Source organism: Bacteroidota bacterium (assembly GCA_026391695.1).
Taxonomy (GTDB): domain Bacteria; phylum Bacteroidota; class Bacteroidia; order Bacteroidales; family JAGONC01; genus JAPLDP01.
In genome coordinates, this window is the sequence record JAPLDP010000080.1 from 1 (window position 1) to 18,503 (window position 18,503).

Sequence of the window (18,503 nt, forward strand, 5' to 3'; positions counted from 1 at the left end):
ACGCAACATGTCCTGAAAAGGACTTTAAGAACACAGACATGAGTTAATGCCAATCATTCGTTTGGCTAAGCTCGCAGGAGAAACTCGCATACCAAAGGCGTTATAACTTGGAAAGGATTTATAGGAGAAATATACAAAAAATAATTGAACAAATCATGTTTTTGTTGATATGATACTTGTTACAGGCGCCACCGGCCTCGTTGGATCCTATTTGCTTCATGATCTGGCCGTCAGGGGATATGAAGTAAGGGCATTGAAAAGAGAGAACAGCAAGATAGATTTTACGACAGCTGTCTTTTCCTTTTATGGTCATAATGCCCTTTTACACTCAAATATTCACTGGATGGATGGTGATATTCTTGATATTTTTTCACTGGAAGAGGCAATGGAAGGAGTAAATGATGTTTATCACTGTGCTGCCATGGTTTCTTTTGATCCGGGGAACAAACATCAGATCTTACAAAATAACGTTGCCGGAACAGCCAATGTCGTCAATGCATCTCTCAACAAAAATATACGCAAGCTTTGCCATGTCAGCAGTATTTCATCTCTTGGACCTGCATCGGCCGATGGTCAGATAACCGAAGAATCCGTTTGGCAACCTTCACGATGGAAGTCCCCTTATAGCATCAGTAAACTTGAATCGGAACGGGAAGTCTGGAGAGGAATGGCAGAAGGATTGGAAGCTGTTATTGTCAATCCCTCAGTTATCATTGGTTCAGGTGGTATTACCCGCGAAAGTGGCAGATTCATGGATACTATTTACCACCATACAGCTTTTTATACCAGTGGGGTGAATGGTTTTGTCGGCATCAGGGATGTGACAAAAGCCATGATCATGCTTATGCAAAGCAATGTACGGAACGAACGGTTCATTCTCAATGCTTATAACTTGTCCTATAGAGATATCATAAGCTTAATCGCGGAACAATTTGGAAAGAAAAGACCCTGGATCAGGATCCCGGCTTTTCTGCTTGAACTAGCCTGGCTATTTGAAAAACTCCGAGGATTAATCACGAATGCCGAACCCGTCATAACAAAAAGCTTAATTACAAGCGCCTTGTCAAAACATTACTATTCCGGCGAAAAGATAAAAAAATTTATCCCGTATGACTACACACCTGTTGAAGAAGTGGTGAGGGAAGCATATCAAATGTTTATGCATATTGAAGAAGAAAGAAGGATAAAGAGATAAAAAAACGTGAAATTATTTACCAATAAAGACCTACCAAAGGGGCGTCTTGTGGGCTATCTGGATTTAATGAGGGCAGGAGGGATTTTATTCTGCCAGGACCAGAACCTTATTTTTTAGCACTTCAACAACACCTCCATTGATTTCGATGAAATGAGTCTGCTGATTATCATCTTCTATTTTGATCCTGCCTTTAACAAGGATGGATACCAGGGGTGCATGGTTTTTAAGGATTTCGAAAGATCCACTAAGGCCGGGAAGCTGGACAAGATTGACGTTTCCAGTGTATAGGTTTGTATCCGGAGTTATGATCTCAAGCTTCATGAGGATTGGTTATCTTATTCTATTTCTTCGCTGCTTTCTGACAACATTTTTTTTCCGATAGCGATGGCGTCTTCAATTGTACCGACGAAATTAAATGCCGCTATCGGATATTCGTCCACTTCGCCATTCAGGATCATATTAAATCCTTTAATAGTATCTTCGATTGATACGAACACACCCGAACGACCGGTGAATTGCTCAGCAACATGGAATGGCTGTGAGAGGAACCTCTGTATGCGCCGCGCACGGTGAACAATCAGTTTATCTTCATCTGAAAGTTCATCCATACCGAGGATGGCGATGATATCCTGAAGCTCTTTATAGCGTTGGAGGATTTCTTTGACTTTTTGTGCAGTCCGGTAATGTTCTTCACCAACGATGTCGAGTGTGAGGATGCGCGATGTGGAGTCAAGTGGATCGACAGCAGGGTAAATACCCAATTCGGAGATCTTGCGGCTTAGTACCGTAGTGGCGTCGAGGTGAGCAAAAGTCGTAGCTGGCGCCGGATCAGTGAGGTCATCAGCCGGAACATAAACAGCCTGCACAGAAGTGATAGATCCTCTTTTAGTCGAAGTGATACGCTCCTGCATGATCCCCATCTCTGTTGCTAATGTAGGCTGGTATCCGACAGCTGAAGGCATACGTCCTAGCAAAGCTGACACCTCGGAGCCTGCCTGTGTGAAGCGGAATATGTTGTCAATAAAGAAAAGGATATCCCTTCCACCGGTTTTTTCATCACCATCACGAAAATATTCGGCCACAGTCAATCCTGACAATGCAACACGTGCCCTTGCTCCTGGTGGCTCATTCATCTGTCCGAAAACAAGCGTCGCCTGTGACTTGGCTAGTTCCTCCCTGTCAACTAATGAAAGATCCCATCCTCCTTTCTCCATATCTTTGAGGAATGCCTCACCGTATTTAATGACGCCCGATTCGATCATTTCGCGCAACAGATCATTGCCTTCACGGGTACGCTCTCCAACGCCGCCAAATACCGACATGCCGGAATATTTTTTTGCGATGTTATTGATCAGTTCCATGATGATGACCGTTTTACCAACGCCTGCACCACCGAACAAACCAATTTTCCCACCTTTGGGATAGGGTTCAATCAGATCTATGACCTTGATGCCTGTGTAAAGAACCTCTTTTTGTGTTGATAGATTCTCGAATTTCGGTGGATCCCTGTGAATGCTTGAGACACGAACTCTTTCAACATCTTCAAGCCCGTCAATAGTATTACCAATCACATTGAAAAGCCGGCCTTTGATGTCATCGCCGACAGGCATGGATATTGGGGTACCAAGTGCCGTCACTTCTATGCCTCTCTGTAATCCATCTGTAGAGTCCATAGCAATAGTTCTCACTGTATTTTCTCCTATATCCTGCTGGCATTCAAGCACGATTACATGGCCCTCAGGATTTTGTACTTCAAGAGCCTCATAAATATTTGGAAGCCTCGTATTTTCGTCAAAGGTCACATCAATGACCGGACCAATGATCTGTGATATTTTCCCGGTACGTTTTTCAGTCATGTTTCTTTAAATAACTTGGTCGCAAAGATAAAAAAATGCCAAAAGATCCAGAGCTTTAACCTGAATTATATATAACTAACTTACAGCTTATTCGTCTGGTGCAGATTTCTCTTCAATGTGTTTTCTGAAAAATCGCTTTTGGAAGATAATCAGTGCTATAACTCCTGTGGTTATTGACGAATCTGCAAGGTTAAATACAGGCCTGAAGAAGATGAATTCCCTCGATTTCATGAAAGGCAACCAGCTTGGCATTTCCCCTTTGATAATCGGAAAGTAAAGCATATCAACAACTTTACCGTGAAAGAGAGAACTATACCCGCCATCAGGAGGCAGTAAAACAGCCGGATGAAAATAACTGCTTTCGCTGAAAAGCAAACCGTAAGATACGGAGTCGATGATATTTCCAAATGCTCCTGCGAAAATCAGGGATATACAAAGGATAAGTCCTGGGTGGGCTTTTTGTCTGGTTAACCGATACAGGTAATATCCGATAAAGACTGCAGCGACGATGCGGAAGAAAGTGAGGAAAAGCTTTCCCGACTCCCCGGCAAATTCCATTCCGAAAGCCATGCCATTGTTCTCAGTGAAGTGAATAATGAACCAATCCCTGAAAACCTGGATTTCCTGACCGAGGTACATGTGGGTTTTTATCCAGAACTTCAGGGACTGATCGCACAGTAAGATTAGAAAAATGATGATCAGAGGCCTTTTCAAGATGCTTTGGGGGAATTTATTTATTTTTTATTCTGAGTCAGTTTAGCGTCAATACTAAGGGTGGCATGTGGAACACTTCTCAGTCTTTCCTTGGATATGAGCTTTCCAGTCGCCCTACAAATGCCGTATGTCTTATTCTCAATACGGATCAGTGCATTCTCAAGGGCATTGATAAACTTTTGCTGTCGGGCTGCAAGCCGGCTGTTCTCTTCTTTGGATAGTACCTGATATCCTTCTTCAAGGACTTTGAAAGTCGGAGATGTATCGCTGATGCCATGTTCCTCAATATTTGTGTAAGCCTCAGTGAGCATGGCAAGGTCTTCACGTGCTGTAGCCAACTTTTCCAGTATAATGGCCTTGAATTCCTCAAGCTCTTCGTCAGAGTATCTGGTCTTGGTTATTTCTTCTTCAACTTTTTTCATGGCTCATGGATTTTTAAATAATTCTGTGAAGAATTATTGTGATTAAAATTTAATTAGCCTTTTCAATGGACACAAACGTTCTGATATCCTTAGTCAGATCTATTAATTTTTTATCCTCGCTTTGGATCTCGTCGATGATGTCCAGTGATTCGGCCAACGTTTCTGAACAAATATAAATATAATTATTTCGTATAGATTTGTCGAGCTCGTTGTTTTTTTCAACTTTCACGCGGATTTTGTCAGTAACCTCAAAGTCCTTTTCCTTTCGCAGATTCTGGATCCTGTTGATAAGTTCCCTGGAGAGGCCTTCCTGTTTAAGCTGATCAGTAATGATGATGTCCAGGGCGACGGTTAGGTTACCCTGTGTAAGTAATACCCACCCGGGGATATCTTCGGTGATGATCTCAACATCTTCAAGTAAAATATCAACCGGAGATCCTTCGATGTCGAGGATAATTTGCCCCTGGTCTTCCACACGGGAAATATCCTGCTGGCTGAAACCAGTTACTGCTGCGGCAATTTGCTTCATCAATCGGCCATACTTGGGACCCAGTGTTTTGAAGTTTGGTTTTATTTTTTTCACCAGGATGCCAGATATATCAGACAGATATTCAATTTCTTTTACATTAACTTCCGATAATATAAGGTTTTTAACTGCTTTCAGGTTTTCCCTGAGATGGTCTGTCAACACGGGAATCATGATCTTATTCAAAGGTTGGCGTACACGGATGTTGATACGTTTTCTCAGCGACAACACCATAGAAGATACCTCCTGCGCAAGTTCCATGCGTTCTTCAAGGCTGGTGTCAATAAGTGATTCATCAGCCACAGGGAAATCGGTCAGATGAACCGATTCTGCATCAGTCTTTGCGGTACCTTCATTAAGGTCGATGAACAATTTGTCGGTGATAAATGGAGCTAGGGGTGAAGCGAGTTGTGCAACAGTGACCAGGCATGTGTATAGCGTTTGATAGGCGGCAATTTTATCTTCCGTTAGTTCACCTTTCCAGAACCTTCTCCGGCTGAGGCGTACATACCAGTTACTCAGATAATCGATGACAAAATCCTGAATAGCTCTTCCAGCTTTGGTTGGTTCATAATCACCATAATATTCATCTACTTTTTTAATAAGGGAGTTAAGCTCCGAGATAATCCACCGGTCTATTTCAGGCCGGCGCAACATCGGTATTTCGGGCTGGGAATAATCAAATCCGTCAATATTCGCATAAAGGGCAAAAAAAGCATAGGTGTTGAAAAGTGTGCCGAAGAACTTTCTCTGCACCTCTTTCATGCCTTCGATATCGAACTTTAGGTTATCCCAAGGCTGGGCATTGGTAATCATATACCAGCGCAGAGTGTCAGGACCATAATTTTCAACAGTTTCAAAAGGGTCAACAGCATTGCCGAGGCGTTTTGACATCTTGTTGCCATTCTTGTCAAGCACCAGACCATTGGAGACACAGGTTTTATATGACACCGAATTAAACAACATGACAGCGATGGCATGCAGCGTGAAGAACCATCCTCTGGTCTGGTCGACACCTTCAGCGATGAAATCAGCTGGAAAGTACTCCTCCAGCTTTGAAACAGGATCAAATGGATAGTGAAACTGGGCATACGGCATCGCACCTGAGTCAAACCATACATCAATCAGGTCAGGTTCACGGAGCATTTTCTTCCCAGATGCTGACACCAGGATGATTTGATCAACATATGGCCTGTGCAGGTCAAACGAATTATAATTGTCTTCTGACATATCACCCGGTATAAAGCCATGGAAAGGATTGGAGTTCATTAATCCTGCTCGGATTGATTTCTCAACTTCGCTTTTCATTTGCTCAACAGAACCGATGCAGATCATCTCTTTTCGATCTTCAGTAACCCAGATAGGCAGGGGCGTACCCCAGTACCTGGAGCGCGATAGGTTCCAGTCAACGAGGTTCTCAAGCCAGTTGCCAAAGCGGCCCGTACCGGTTGCTTTAGGCTTCCAGTTGATGGTGTTATTATGTTCAACCATTTTATCGCGGAAAGCGGTTGACTTGATAAACCAGGAATCCAGCGGATAATACAGAATGGGTTTGTCAGTCCTCCAACAGTGTGGATAGGAATGAACATATTTTTCTGTCTTGAACGCTTTATTCTCTTTTTTCAGCTTGACGATGATATCAATATCAACACTATCCTCCTGATTCGGATTATCAGGATTATAATTCGGGAGATATTCATTTTTTACATACCTGCCGGCAAATTCGCCCATCTGGTTGGTGAACCTGCCCTGCTTGTCAACCAGAGTGAGTGATCCCACACCATTTTCTTTTCCGGCCTTGAAGTCATCAGCACCAAAACTGGGAGCAATATGAACAATGCCAGTGCCATCCACAGTAGTGACAAAATCACCCGTCAGGACAACGAACGCATCACCGTCTTCAGGCTGGGCGTATGGCAGAAGCTGTTCATAACGGATGCCCTTCAGTTCCTTTCCTTTACAGTGTCGTACAACCTCGAAGGGGATGTTCTTTTGTCCTGCTACATAATTCTGAATTTTAAATTCAGAATTCTTGGAAGGGAAAAAATTATTTACCAGGTCCTTAGCCAGTATGACCGTAATAGGTAAAAAGGTGTAAGGATTGAATGACTTAACGACTGCATAGTCAATATCTGCACCAACAGCCAGTGCGGTGTTTGAAGGCAGTGTCCATGGTGTGGTTGTCCATGCCAGAAAGAAGAGATCACCATGAATTTCAGTGAAAAGGAATTCTGATTTTTCATTTCTGATGACCTTGAACTGGGCTGTGACCGTATTATCTTTGACGTCGCGGTAAGTGCCAGGCTGATTCAGTTCATGGTTACTGATACCAGTACCGGCTGCCGGCGAATAGGGCTGAATAGAATAACCCTTATATAACAATCCCTTCTCAAAAAACTTCGATAATAAATACCAAACTGTTTCAATATATTTGTTTTCGAAAGTAATGTAAGGATGATCCAGGTCGACCCAGTAACCGATTTTCCTTGTAAGGTCATCCCATAGATCCTTATATTTCATCACTTCGCGGCGACAGGCATTATTATATTCCTCAACAGATATTTTTTTGCCGATATCCTCTTTTGTGATGCCAAGGGTTTTTTCCACTTCAATTTCAATTGGTAGACCGTGGGTGTCCCATCCGGCCTTGCGTTTGACATAAAAACCCTTGAGCGTTTTATATCGGCAGAATATATCCTTTATCGCTCTGGCCATAACATGATGGATACCTGGAATACCATTGGCTGAGGGAGGTCCTTCATAAAAAATAAATGGAAGATGTTGTTCTCGCGTCGACATGCTTTTTTTAAAGATGTCATGCTCCTCCCAGTAATTACGGATCTCATTCCCAATGGCAGTGAGGTCCAGATCCCCGTATTCTCTGTAATTCCCTTTCATCCAGCGTCAATTTGGCTGTGTATCTAAAAAGTGTGCAAAATTAAAAAAAATACCGGATATATCATGGATTTAAAAGCGTTATTTCTGTATTTTCTCATTTCTGGTAAAAAAATCACAAAAATGTAATGGATGCGTTGTATTAATTATCTGAGTGTTGACCGCTCCTTTTGTCTTTCTGGTGTGGAAAAGCTGTAAATTTGTTCAGGCCATTATTATTCCGGCCATCTGGTAATGAAATCCCTGGGTACAAAGCATTATATCATTCCTATATTTATTCCCCACCATTCCTGCCCTCATCGGTGTGTATTCTGTAATCAGTCGAAAATTACAGGCCAAAGGTCAATTCCCTCTCCCTATGAGGTTGAAAAAATAATTCTTCAATTTCTTTCTACAATTCCTAAAGGCAATAGAATTATTGAAATAGCTTTTTTTGGTGGAAGTTTTACAGGTATTGATCCGGAGATGCAGGAACACTATCTCCAGGTGGCGGAAGCCTTTATTGACAATGAACGGATAAGCAGCATCAGGGTATCCACTCGTCCTGATTATATTGATGACAGGAGACTGAATCTGCTAAACAAATATCATGTAAAAACCATTGAACTGGGAGCCCAGTCGATGGATGACCGGGTGCTGGCAATGGCTGGCAGAGGGCATTCAGCCTTGGATACGGTGAATGCATCCATGAAAATACGGCAGCATGGTTTTTCATTAGGCTTGCAAATGATGATTGGCCTTCCGGGTGATACCCTTCCTTTAGCAATTTTTACCGCAGAGAAAATTGTTGAACTGGGAGCGGAAAGTACCCGAATTTATCCTACACTCGTTATCCGCGATACAAAACTGGCCGAATTGTACCTGAAAGGGCTGTACCTGCCATTGAGTCTTGAAGTGGCTGTTGACTGGTGCCGAGTGATTTATCCGTTATTCGAAAAGGCCGGTGTCACTGTCCTTCGTATTGGGCTCCACCCCTCCGAAGGATTGATCAGTGGAAATGATCTGATCGCCGGACCATTTCATCCTTCATTCCGTGAGTTGGTCATGTCGCGGCTTTGGAATGAAGAGCTAAAAAATATTGAAAATAAAGATGATAAAAAAAATATTATCATCGTTGTCAACCCGGCTCAGTTGAATTTTGCCATTGGTTATGGCGGAAAAAACAGAAAGATGTTGCAGGAACGGTTTGAACAGGTAAAATTCATCACTAATCCATTATTGAAAGGAAGATGCTATAATGTTGATCATTGTTGATAAAAAGATACCAGGCCTCGCAAAAGACAAGCTCAGCCATTACGGAGAAGTTCTGGAGTTTGCTACAACCGGCATCACCTATGAAGCCATATCCGGGCATCCGGATATTTTCTTTTTCATAGCTGCCAGTCGGTTAATCTTTGCACTCAATACACCCGGCGACTTTCTGGAAAAGTTAAAGATGTATGGCGTGACCCTGATATCCGGAACTGCTCCTGTAGGGAATGATTATCCCCAAACCTCTTGTTATAATGCTGTGGCAAGTGATCGTTACTTTATTCATAATCTAAATCTGTCCGATGCATCTATATTAGACTTATGCACTGATTTAACGAAAATTAACGTCAATCAGGGGTATTGTCGCTGTAACCTCCTGGCATTGAAAAATGATCATTTCATCACCTCCGACATGGGCATATATCATGTTCTTGAAAAGTACAGATTAAAAAGTCATCACGTATCACCCGAAAGTATCTTACTGCCCGGATTTAAGCACGGTTTTTTCGGAGGTACATGCGGAGTATATCAGGATAAAATCTTTCTCATTGGAAGCCTACGATATTATAGGCAAGGCAGTAGGATTGAGAAATTCCTAAATGAATGGGATTATGATATCATTGAGCTTTACGAAGGCCCTCTGTTTGATGGGGGAAGCATATTATTTATTTGAAATTGAAAATTTGAAATCGAAAATTGTGAGTTTTTAAGCTATGATCGTAAAATAAATTTTCGATTTTAATTTTTCATTTTAAAATGATTCCATATAGAATCTCCATGCACAATACCACTCTTCCGGGTGTCGATCCGGCGGGCAACCGATACACTCCGTTTTAATACGTGAATCGATGGCTGAAGCAAATGTTGTGTATTCGATCAATCCGCCCGATTTGCAAGGGTAATCATCAAGCCCTTTGCGTTTGCGAGCCGACTGAACACGGCATTCATTCATTCGGAAGATGAATCCTGTCGTTGTTTCATCGGTTATCGATTGCTTATTGATGGTGGCATATAACCTGAACTGCAGGGCTTGTTTCAATCCCTCAAGTCCCGGATTTTCAGGCAGGTTTAGAAACTGTTTTATCAACCATGCTTCAAATGGTGAAAAGTGCCCCCAACAGGCATCATTACATTTCTTGGCTATTTCCATACCTTCCGTGAACTCAACTGCCTGAAACCATACTCCGTCATTGGCCAGCCAGTTTATGGCAATGGTCTCTTTAAGGGCTTTGAGAACTTCATCCGGAAGATTAAGCAGAGGCGTTGGCAGGCCATCCTTCACTTCGAAATCAAGAGTTTTGGCAAGCCGGTTAAGTTGAATTTCATAACTCCTGTCGAGGACAGCATGAAGGATTTTATTGGTTTTTTCCTGTCCTATTTCATCCTGTACCAGCACATACCACATGGCATGATGCATGACAAGCCTGTGAATGAAATCCATGATGAACTTGACGGTTTCTGCTTTATTCAGATCCTGCTGTGTGGTGAGTGTTTTATCCATAGAAAATTCTTTTGCCGATAAAATTAATATTTTCCTCCGTGATCCTCTGATTTTTACTCTGTATTCCTCGGTGGTTGTTCTTTTAGGACGTCAGATATACTTTGATAACTTTAGATCGAAATCGAATTCTGTTTATCTTTATCCTGTTTTTGATCCTTGATCCTTGTTCACTGATGATAAAACCCGGTACGATACAGGAAATTCTTGACACCACGCGCATTGAAGAGGTCATAGGCGATTTCGTATCCCTCCGGAAAAGGGGTTCTAACTTTGTCGGTCTCTGTCCTTTCCATAATGAACGTACACCGTCGTTCAATGTCTCGGCTACCAAAGGCATATACAAGTGCTTCGGATGTGGCAAAGCCGGTAATGCGGTGAATTTCATCATGGAACATGAACATTATTCATATCCTGAAGCACTTAAATACCTTGCTAGTAAATACCATATTCAAGTCGAGGAAGAGGAGCAGACACCGGAGAGCCAGCAGGCACAAAACGAACAGGAGAGCCTTTTTCATATTACCGCTTTCGCTCAGAAGTATTTCTCTGACAAACTGCTGCTGTCGGAAGAGGGAAAGGCTGTTGGCCTGTCATATCTGAAAGAAAGAGGATTTCGCGAAGATACCATCACTAAATTCCAGCTTGGTTATAATCCCGATAAGTGGGATGTTTTCACACAACATGCCATTGATAATGGTTATAAGCTTGAGTATCTTGTAAAAACCGGACTTACGATTTCCACAGATGATGGCAAAACATACGACCGTTTCCGTGGCAGGGTCATCTTTCCCATCCACAGCCCTACGGGTCGCATCACAGGCTTTGGCGGCAGAATCATGACCGCTGATCCCAACAAGCCAAAGTATGTCAACTCTCCTGAGTCGGAGATCTATAATAAAAGCAAAATTTTATACGGAATTTTCTTTGCAAAAAATGCTATCATCTCTAAGGATGTCTGTTGCCTCGTCGAAGGGTATACCGATGTTATATCCATGCATCAGGCTGGTATGGAGAATGTTGTGGCTTCATCCGGCACATCTCTCACCGAAGACCAGATCAAACTGATCAAACGGTACACGCGCAATATCACTATTATTTATGACGGCGACCCGGCAGGCATTAAAGCCTCGTTCCGCGGAATAGATATGATCCTCGAACAAGGCCTGAATGTCAAGGTTGTCCTGCTCCCCGACGGCGAAGATCCTGACTCCTTCGTCAGGAAAAACCGTATCGCAGAAGTGGAAAAGTTCGTTAATGATAACACATACGATTTCATCATTTTTAAAACTAAGCTCCTTATTAACGATGCTTCCGGTGATCCAATCAAAAAGGCAACCCTTATAAAAGATATTGTCAGCTCCATTGCCAAAATCCCTGATGGAATATTCCGTTCGGTTTACATTAAAGAATGCTCAGCGGTGATGGATGTATCCGAGCAAACCCTTTTCAATGAGCTGAATAAAATCCTGCGATATAATTTCAATAAAAAGTTAAATGCCACTGAAAGGGAGGTAATCCCTGAAGCTACGGAGTTCACTTCTGAAAGGCAGGAGACTGTTGACTCCGATACGATCGAGTACCAGGAGAGAGATATCATCCGGCTTTTGCTACTATATGGCTGGAAGGAAATTCCACCTGAAGGACTCCCTGACCGTGAAGACGAAGTGATAACTGTCGCAGAATTCATCATTCATGACCTGATCGCCGATGAAATCAGCTTCCACAATCCTTTTTACCAGTATATTTTTGATCAGTACGTTCTAGAAATGGAAAGTAAAGGCATTCCCGGGGAAAAATTTTTTACCTTCCACCCTGATCCGAATATTTCCAAACTGTCAATTGATCTCATCACCACACCTTATGAACTGAGCGATCACTGGGAAAAGAAAATGATTGCAATAAAATCAGAGAAAGAACGGATGCGGCATACGGTCGTCTCCTCATTGCTGGCATTTAAGGCTAAAAAAGTCGAAAAACTGATCCTGCAAACTCAGAAGGAAATAAAAGAAGCCCATGATGAGGAAGAGTCGGTCTATTTATTGCATAAACTTCAAAACCTTAATGAGGTAAGCGGTGAGATTAATTTCCGGCTGGGAAGAGTGATTACCAAGTAGAGTAAGGTTGCAGGTCTCAAGTTTCAAGTATCCTTGATTTAAGTCCTTAAGTTATAATTATTAACTTCTAACCCGTAACCTGCAACTTGTAACCTGTAACTAAAACAAATCGAGTTGCCGATCTTCTTTTCTTGCATCTTTCCTTACTTCAGCCTTTGATATTTCAAGCAACTCCTTTTCTATATGGTCCAGGAACGGACTTCGTCTAAGTTGATACTCCCTTCCCATGAGAAACCTTTTTCTTGCATGAGTGATCCACAGGTATTTCATTGCCCTGGTCATGCCGACATATAGCAGGCGTCGTTCTTCTTCTGTATTGGCTTCATGACCTGAGAAAAGAGAATAAGGGATAAGGCCGTCTTCGCATCCGGCAATGAAGACACATTTGAATTCCAGACCTTTGGCAGCATGGATCGTCATCAGTCTCACCTGCTCTGTACCAGGATTAAAGGTATCAATGGGATTTCCTAGCAGAATAAACCTGAGTAATCCTTCAATGTCATCGCCAAATCTCATTATCATCTCCTGAAACTGCCGGATTGCATCTTTACTTTCCTTCAGTTGATCTTTAAAACAATAGTCTCTAAGAAACTCGACTGATTCAACTATGGAATTTCCATGGATAAGCTCCTGCAAAGCATTTGGATGAATCATCTTTATAGCCGGATTATTTTTTAGTTTCATGATGAGCAGCAGATTATCTGGATTTTGTGATAATCTCAGAAGATCAATGATTGTTGTGACCGGCTCTGTTTTGAAAAAAGGGATCTCCTGAAATGTGCAGTATGGTATGCTGTGATCATGGAAGGCTTTTTCAATGGCATTCATCTGCTTACCAATACGGCACAGTATGGCAAAATCTGACAGGCTTTTGATATCCTTGTCCTGAATGCCGGTAGATATCTGGCTATCCATCGAAAAGAACCGTAATCCTCCCATCATTTTTTCGATAGTACGGGCGATAAACTCTGCCTCACTTTTATCTGAGGCATTTTCAACGATATTGACCCTGACGCCCTTTTGTAATCCCGATAATACAGGAGTGACCTCATTTGTCTGATGAATGACATTGTGTGACACCTGTAGAATATTATCCGAACAACGATAGCTTTTTACAAGTTTATAAACTTTTGTCGCGGGATAATCCTGGACAAAATTCTTAATGAATCGCACATCTGCACCCCTGAATCCATATATGGCCTGATTTGGATCGCCAATGACACAGAGATTTGATTGCTCAGCATTCATTAAAAGCCTGACAAGCTGGTATTGTGAATGATTGATATCCTGGTATTCATCAATAAACAGGTAACGGAACCGTTCTCTATACCCCGAAAGTATTGCCGGGTCACTATTGAGAAGATGAAATGTTTCATAGATCAGATCATCCAGATCGAACAGATTGTGTTGTCTTAAGGCCGACTCGTAATTCTGGAAAGACTTTTTCAGTTCCGATTCGTCTTCCTGTCCGGTAATGATAAGTTCCTGTTTCACCCGGCTGATATATTCCGCAACCAGGTTAATCCTGCCTTTGTCAGCGATAGTAAGATGTAGTAGCTGTTTTTTTTCATCCTCGTCGATGATCGAGAAGTATCTTTTTCTTCCGGTCTTTTCAATATGCTCTTTCAGGATGGCATATCCAAGAGCATGAAAAGTAGAAATAGTAACCTGCCGGGCTTTGTCTTCACCTATCAGTGTGACAACCCTTTCGCGCATCTCTTCTGCTGCCTTATTGGTAAAGGTGACGGCCAGGATATGGCGGGGATTGACATCGTGTGTGTTGACCAGGTGAGCTATCCTGTATGCCAGGACTCGTGTCTTGCCTGTACCAGGTCCGGCAATGATCAGTGCTGGCCCAAGCATATGTCCCGCTGCCATCCTCTGTTCGTCATTTAAAACCGAAAGAAGCTCATTTTGATGGAATGATACGTAAGGCTCACCAGCAATATTGTCAGCCGATACTATATCATTTTTTTCTCCTTTTAGAGTTTGATATTCTGAGAGATCGAAACTCAAATATTGAATGGGCTTTCTGACAGGCGCTGTGATGGAATCGCTCTCGAACAGGGCATTTGGCAATCCGAGACGCTTGACTTCTCCTTCCCCGAAAACTTTGATTCGCCCAAACTCGCCGTCATATCCTTCACTGAGTATGACTTCACGGTTTCTCATACGCCTGATGGCCTCGGAAAGAATATCGTGCCCCAGGTTTTTGATCTCCTCTATTGACATGTTCAACAGAATATTGAATTCAGAACCGGCTTTCTGAATAAGTGAGAAATAGACACTCTTTACCTGTTTGGTTCCAGTTCCTACACCATAAATTTCTGAAAGGATCTCAGGTAATGGGATGAGAGAATAGAATGGCAACCGGTTTTTCCGTTCAAGAATATCATTCCTGTCTGATAATTCCACCACACGGTTCATGACACCCATAGTCACGGATTTCCCGCATACGGTGCAGATACCCTTGTTTTTGACTGTCTCCAAAGGATTCCAGCAGATTCCGCACTTTCTATGCCCGGCATAATGGTACTTGCCTTCCTGCGGGAAGAAATCAATGGTGCCATGAAGCTTTTCAGGATCACCGGTTTTTATGGCATCAATAATACCATTATATGATAATTCTGTGTTGAAGAGGTTGGCATTTCTTCCCAGTTTGTCGGGAGAGTGTGCATCGGAATTAGAGATCAGGGTATATCTGTCGAGGATGCTACACATCCAGTTCATCGGTGGATCGCTGGAAAGTCCTGTTTCAGCAGCATATACATACGATGCGAGGTCCGCATAACATTCCTCAATGGAATCAAATCCCGACTGTGCTCCCAGAACCGAAAACCATGGCGTCCAGATGTGTGCCGGAACAAGAAACATCTTATCTGAGCAGTTTAGAACCATCTCAAGAAGGTCGCGTGAGTCAAGCCCCAGTATCGGCCTGCCATCCGAAGTGATGTTGAAGCCCATTCGTTTCAACTCCCGTTGAAGCCTTTCAACTGACTCCAGGTCAGGAGCAAAAATGATGTTGTGGATCTTTTTTACTTTATTGTTTTTTTTATAAATATTGCTGATCTCTGATGAGAGGATGAATCTCGTCGGGCTCTTCATATCATGACCTGGTAAAGCAGGACTCTGTTTACGGTACGCTTTTTTAATCCTGAAAAGGCCCTCTTCGGCAGGTTCCAGTTTTTCTTTTAGTTCCTGCAGCCATCCAGGATGTGTAAAATCTCCGGAGCCCACTACCTCGATGCCTTTTATCCCCGCCCAGTAATCCAGATGCTCCGGATTAAGCTCCTGGCTAGTGGCAATGGAGAAATGGGAATGGATATGAAGATCGCCGATGAAACGCATATTTCTGTCAGATCAGGATTAGGCTAAATTAACTATTTCTTCCAAAATATAGCCCTCAAAAGGAAGAAGTGATCTATCTGTCATATAAAGGATGATAATGTAACTGATTTCAAATGGGTTGTCTCTTTGGTTTCAAATATCTGTCTAACTATGGTCTGTCAATAAAACAAGATGGGGAACCTTTCTTTTGGAAAAATTCCCCATCTCACACGCTGAGAACCGTGGTTCTGAGCATGCGCCAAGCTACAGTTATTGTGGCTGACCCACCTCGGCCGGGTTACAAAGAATCCAGCTTTATTGAGTCTGGATACAGTCTGATATACCCTTGCGGGTATATCTTTCCATATCCCTGACTTTTCGAGCACACTTCTAAGTTCCATCTCCCTGGGGATTGCTCCCTCGGGATTTGCAACTTAGCGGTCTGGGATCGGTCACTTTTAACTCCGTAGAGCAATTGATTCCAACCCCCGGTCCCTTCAAGCTGACATACATAGGAAGTCAATTCGTTAGAATTTTCACCACGTAGGTCTTAATAAGCTTTGCCGCTTTTTCAAACTGGCCTGCCTAAACACCTGATTTTTGGGCTGACCACCACCGTTCTGCCCTCTCGAACCTAACGGCGGCAAGTCCGGATTTCTCGTAACTCCACTCTTTCAAGCAGAGTATTTGAAATCCCAGGCTCGTCAAGCTAACCTTTTATCTCTCACTTGATGTGTTAAAATTACAACACCGTACCAGGTGATTACAAGTGTTTGATGTTTTTTAAGTGAACAAAATATACACAGAGGTTATTAACAATTGTTAATAACTTTATCAAATATAACCTAATGATAATCAATACTAAAGATTATTTTTAAAAATCATCCTGGTGTAATTTTTATTGTTCCAGCTATTGATGAGTAAGCGAAGATCTTTATATTGGGCAGGATAAAATGTCTTTTCTGTGATAATTATGGATCTTGTAATATCGATGATTTGCCCGTTCTCTTTAATCTCAATTTTCACTTGCCCTGCGCTGTTCATTATAGTCAGCCTGGTGTCGGGTGTGGCAAGAGTATAATCACTGGGCAGGTAAATCACATAATGATCGTTTTCTTCAATAGAATATGGTAATTCAACAGGTACTTCCCGGCTTTCATTCATGTAATTGATATCCCAGCTTTTAATACCCTTATTTGCTGCGGGTAGGTTCCAGAAAAGATAATTCGCCTTTGTGGAAAATGGATTTACCTTTTCCAGGGTGTACTTAAATTCCGATTTTAGCGCTGATATTCCTTCACATTTAAAGACTTTTATATCTTCTAAGGAGAAATCAGGATTCAGGAACTGTTTGGAAGTATTGATATCCCTTTTAAGTGCAAGATATGGATTGCAGGTTCCAAAGAGTTCCAGGGAAACTTCACCAGTTAGTCTGTTATCAGGATTTATCGTGATTCTCCAATCGGAAACCATCCTGTTTTTTTCTTCATTAACCGAAAATGTTTTTAAACTCTCGATATTCGGATCAATTAGCAGAAGGATTTTGTCGGTCAGATCGTATGAAAGGCTGCACTCATCAAGCTGTACTGGAGATAAATAAAGCTGGCTTTGCTCTCTGGGGTTGACCTGAAGTATGAAATGCTCGATTTGCGGCAAACTACCAATTTCTTTATTATATAAGGAGGCTGGGATTACAGCCACAGGGAATGTATTGATACCGGCTTTTAGTAATAACGCCCTCAGGAGGATGACTTTTTCCAGCTCGGTGCCGCCATTGCTATTCCAGGTATCTGTCGCTGGCCTGGCCCTGAAACCAATATAAGCAGCAGGGATACTATTGGTGGTCAAATCATTCACCACAATATCCTGTAACCTGAGGAGGGTTTCTATCTCACTTTTTCCCTCTTTCCTGATCATCGCAACAAACTCTTCCATTTTGCTGTCGGGCTTGTATTTGAACGCCTCCTGGCTCACCAGGTAATCAATGGCGTGTTGCATCGATGGAGCTGTGCTGAACACGATACGAGGCTGGTTCTCTTGGCTATCCGGCTGTCGTACGTCGCCAGTCTGTGCCTGTAAACTTTTAAAAGTCCAGGTGTAGACTTTCATCTCGTCTTTTTCAGTAACAACAGGCACAGCGCTGATATTAAATACTTTATACTTTAATTCAACATTTCTCGGTACCCGGATGATAAAAGTTAAATTATCAATAGGTGAAGAAGTTGTCAGAACCTCGTTGCCCATCAGGTAAGGACAAAAGCCTGCATCAGAAGTAATGGTATGATCGAGATGGATAACAGCCCCCAGTTCAAGACCGGTGTGTGTGACGACCATTTCCCTGAGACCATTGTAAAATGGCGCATTGGCGGCAAATCCGGGCAAAACTTCATTAAAAGCATTTTCAGGAGTGACAATCTTCTTGCTGTCAGCCATAATGGTATATGCATCATTTATTTTGAGCTTCTGAAACGCAGGATTATAAACTATAAATGTCTCGCCATAAGAGCGGTGGATAGCATTATAGGTTAGGAGTTTCAGTTTTTTATATTGGCGGTAATCCATACTTCCGTCTGCATATAACTGGTATTCCTTTATCAATGACAGGTAAACCGCATCAGATGTTCTTTCTTGTGACAGGCAAGGAATAAATTGAGTGAGAAGGGCGGTTAATATGAGAGTCGTTATATATGGTCTCATGGTCA

General features: G+C 42.3%; 12 protein-coding genes. 4 read left to right on the forward strand and 8 right to left on the reverse strand.

Annotated features, from left to right (window positions below):
• The first annotated feature begins 169 nt into the window (after positions 1 to 169).
• A complete protein-coding gene (locus NT175_11870) occupies positions 170 to 1,195 on the forward strand; it encodes an NAD-dependent epimerase/dehydratase family protein (GenBank protein MCX6235390.1) in 1,026 nt (341 codons plus the stop codon).
• An 84-nt stretch (positions 1,196 to 1,279) separates the two neighbouring features.
• On the opposite strand, the gene atpC is transcribed toward NT175_11870, so the two are convergent.
• From atpC to ileS, 5 genes are all read right to left on the reverse strand, one after another.
• Positions 1,280 to 1,516, reverse strand: a complete 237-nt coding sequence (gene atpC / locus NT175_11875) for an ATP synthase F1 subunit epsilon (protein MCX6235391.1) — start codon at positions 1,514 to 1,516, stop codon at positions 1,280 to 1,282.
• 14 nt (positions 1,517 to 1,530) lie between these two features.
• Complete coding sequence (gene atpD, locus NT175_11880; protein MCX6235392.1) at positions 1,531 to 3,051, reverse strand: F0F1 ATP synthase subunit beta; 1,521 nt, start codon at positions 3,049 to 3,051, stop codon at positions 1,531 to 1,533.
• An 87-nt stretch (positions 3,052 to 3,138) separates the two neighbouring features.
• The gene (locus tag NT175_11885; protein ID MCX6235393.1) at positions 3,139 to 3,768 is read right to left on the reverse strand and encodes a lipoprotein signal peptidase; all 630 of its coding nucleotides are present in this window, start codon (positions 3,766 to 3,768) and stop codon (positions 3,139 to 3,141) included.
• 17 nt (positions 3,769 to 3,785) lie between these two features.
• A complete protein-coding gene (locus NT175_11890; GenBank protein ID MCX6235394.1) occupies positions 3,786 to 4,187 on the reverse strand; it encodes a TraR/DksA family transcriptional regulator in 402 nt (133 codons plus the stop codon).
• Positions 4,188 to 4,236: 49 nt separating this feature from the next.
• Entirely contained in the window at positions 4,237 to 7,611 is a 3,375-nt protein-coding gene (gene ileS, locus NT175_11895; protein MCX6235395.1) for an isoleucine--tRNA ligase, read from the reverse strand.
• 231 nt (positions 7,612 to 7,842) lie between these two features.
• On the opposite strand from ileS, the gene NT175_11900 reads away from it, so the two are divergent.
• Together NT175_11900 and NT175_11905 are read left to right on the forward strand one after the other, a co-directional pair.
• Positions 7,843 to 8,862 (forward strand): radical SAM protein, encoded by a 1,020-nt coding sequence (locus NT175_11900; protein ID MCX6235396.1) that lies wholly within the window; start codon positions 7,843 to 7,845, stop codon positions 8,860 to 8,862.
• On the forward strand, positions 8,846 to 9,532 hold the full coding sequence (locus NT175_11905; protein ID MCX6235397.1) for a hypothetical protein: 687 nt from the start codon (positions 8,846 to 8,848) through the stop codon (positions 9,530 to 9,532). The genes NT175_11900 and NT175_11905 overlap by 17 nt, the downstream gene beginning before the upstream one ends.
• 78 nt (positions 9,533 to 9,610) lie before the next feature.
• On the opposite strand, the gene NT175_11910 is transcribed toward NT175_11905, so the two are convergent.
• Complete coding sequence (locus tag NT175_11910) at positions 9,611 to 10,360, reverse strand: DUF6125 family protein (protein MCX6235398.1); 750 nt, start codon at positions 10,358 to 10,360, stop codon at positions 9,611 to 9,613.
• A gap of 173 nt (positions 10,361 to 10,533) precedes the next feature.
• Between NT175_11910 and dnaG the strand changes: the two genes are divergently transcribed.
• On the forward strand, positions 10,534 to 12,474 hold the full coding sequence (gene dnaG, locus NT175_11915) for a DNA primase (GenBank protein MCX6235399.1): 1,941 nt from the start codon (positions 10,534 to 10,536) through the stop codon (positions 12,472 to 12,474).
• A 99-nt stretch (positions 12,475 to 12,573) separates the two neighbouring features.
• Here dnaG and NT175_11920 read toward each other — a convergent pair whose 3' ends face one another.
• Together NT175_11920 and NT175_11925 are read right to left on the reverse strand one after the other, a co-directional pair.
• Positions 12,574 to 15,822: a UvrD-helicase domain-containing protein gene (locus NT175_11920; protein MCX6235400.1), complete on the reverse strand. Its 3,249-nt coding sequence runs from the start codon at positions 15,820 to 15,822 to the stop codon at positions 12,574 to 12,576.
• A gap of 840 nt (positions 15,823 to 16,662) precedes the next feature.
• Positions 16,663 to 18,498, reverse strand: a complete 1,836-nt coding sequence (locus NT175_11925; GenBank protein ID MCX6235401.1) for a DUF3857 domain-containing protein — start codon at positions 18,496 to 18,498, stop codon at positions 16,663 to 16,665.
• Positions 18,499 to 18,503 lie beyond the last annotated feature (5 nt).

Bases quoted from the DNA above. Each gene is read 5' to 3' on its own strand.
- NT175_11920 (MCX6235400.1), bottom strand. From the start codon at position 15,822: ATGCGTTTCATCGGCGATCTTCATATCCATTCCCATTTCTCCATTGCC.
- NT175_11910 (MCX6235398.1), bottom strand. From the start codon at position 10,360: ATGGATAAAACACTCACCACACAGCAGGATCTGAATAAAGCAGAAACC.
- NT175_11905 (MCX6235397.1), top strand. From the start codon at position 8,846: ATGTTGATCATTGTTGATAAAAAGATACCAGGCCTCGCAAAAGACAAG.
- atpD (MCX6235392.1), bottom strand. From the start codon at position 3,051: ATGACTGAAAAACGTACCGGGAAAATATCACAGATCATTGGTCCGGTC.
- NT175_11870 (MCX6235390.1), top strand. From the start codon at position 170: ATGATACTTGTTACAGGCGCCACCGGCCTCGTTGGATCCTATTTGCTT.
- ileS (MCX6235395.1), bottom strand. From the start codon at position 7,611: ATGAAAGGGAATTACAGAGAATACGGGGATCTGGACCTCACTGCCATT.
- NT175_11925 (MCX6235401.1), bottom strand. From the start codon at position 18,498: ATGAGACCATATATAACGACTCTCATATTAACCGCCCTTCTCACTCAA.
- NT175_11900 (MCX6235396.1), top strand. From the start codon at position 7,843: ATGAAATCCCTGGGTACAAAGCATTATATCATTCCTATATTTATTCCC.
- atpC (MCX6235391.1), bottom strand. From the start codon at position 1,516: ATGAAGCTTGAGATCATAACTCCGGATACAAACCTATACACTGGAAAC.
- dnaG (MCX6235399.1), top strand. From the start codon at position 10,534: ATGATAAAACCCGGTACGATACAGGAAATTCTTGACACCACGCGCATT.
- NT175_11890 (MCX6235394.1), bottom strand. From the start codon at position 4,187: ATGAAAAAAGTTGAAGAAGAAATAACCAAGACCAGATACTCTGACGAA.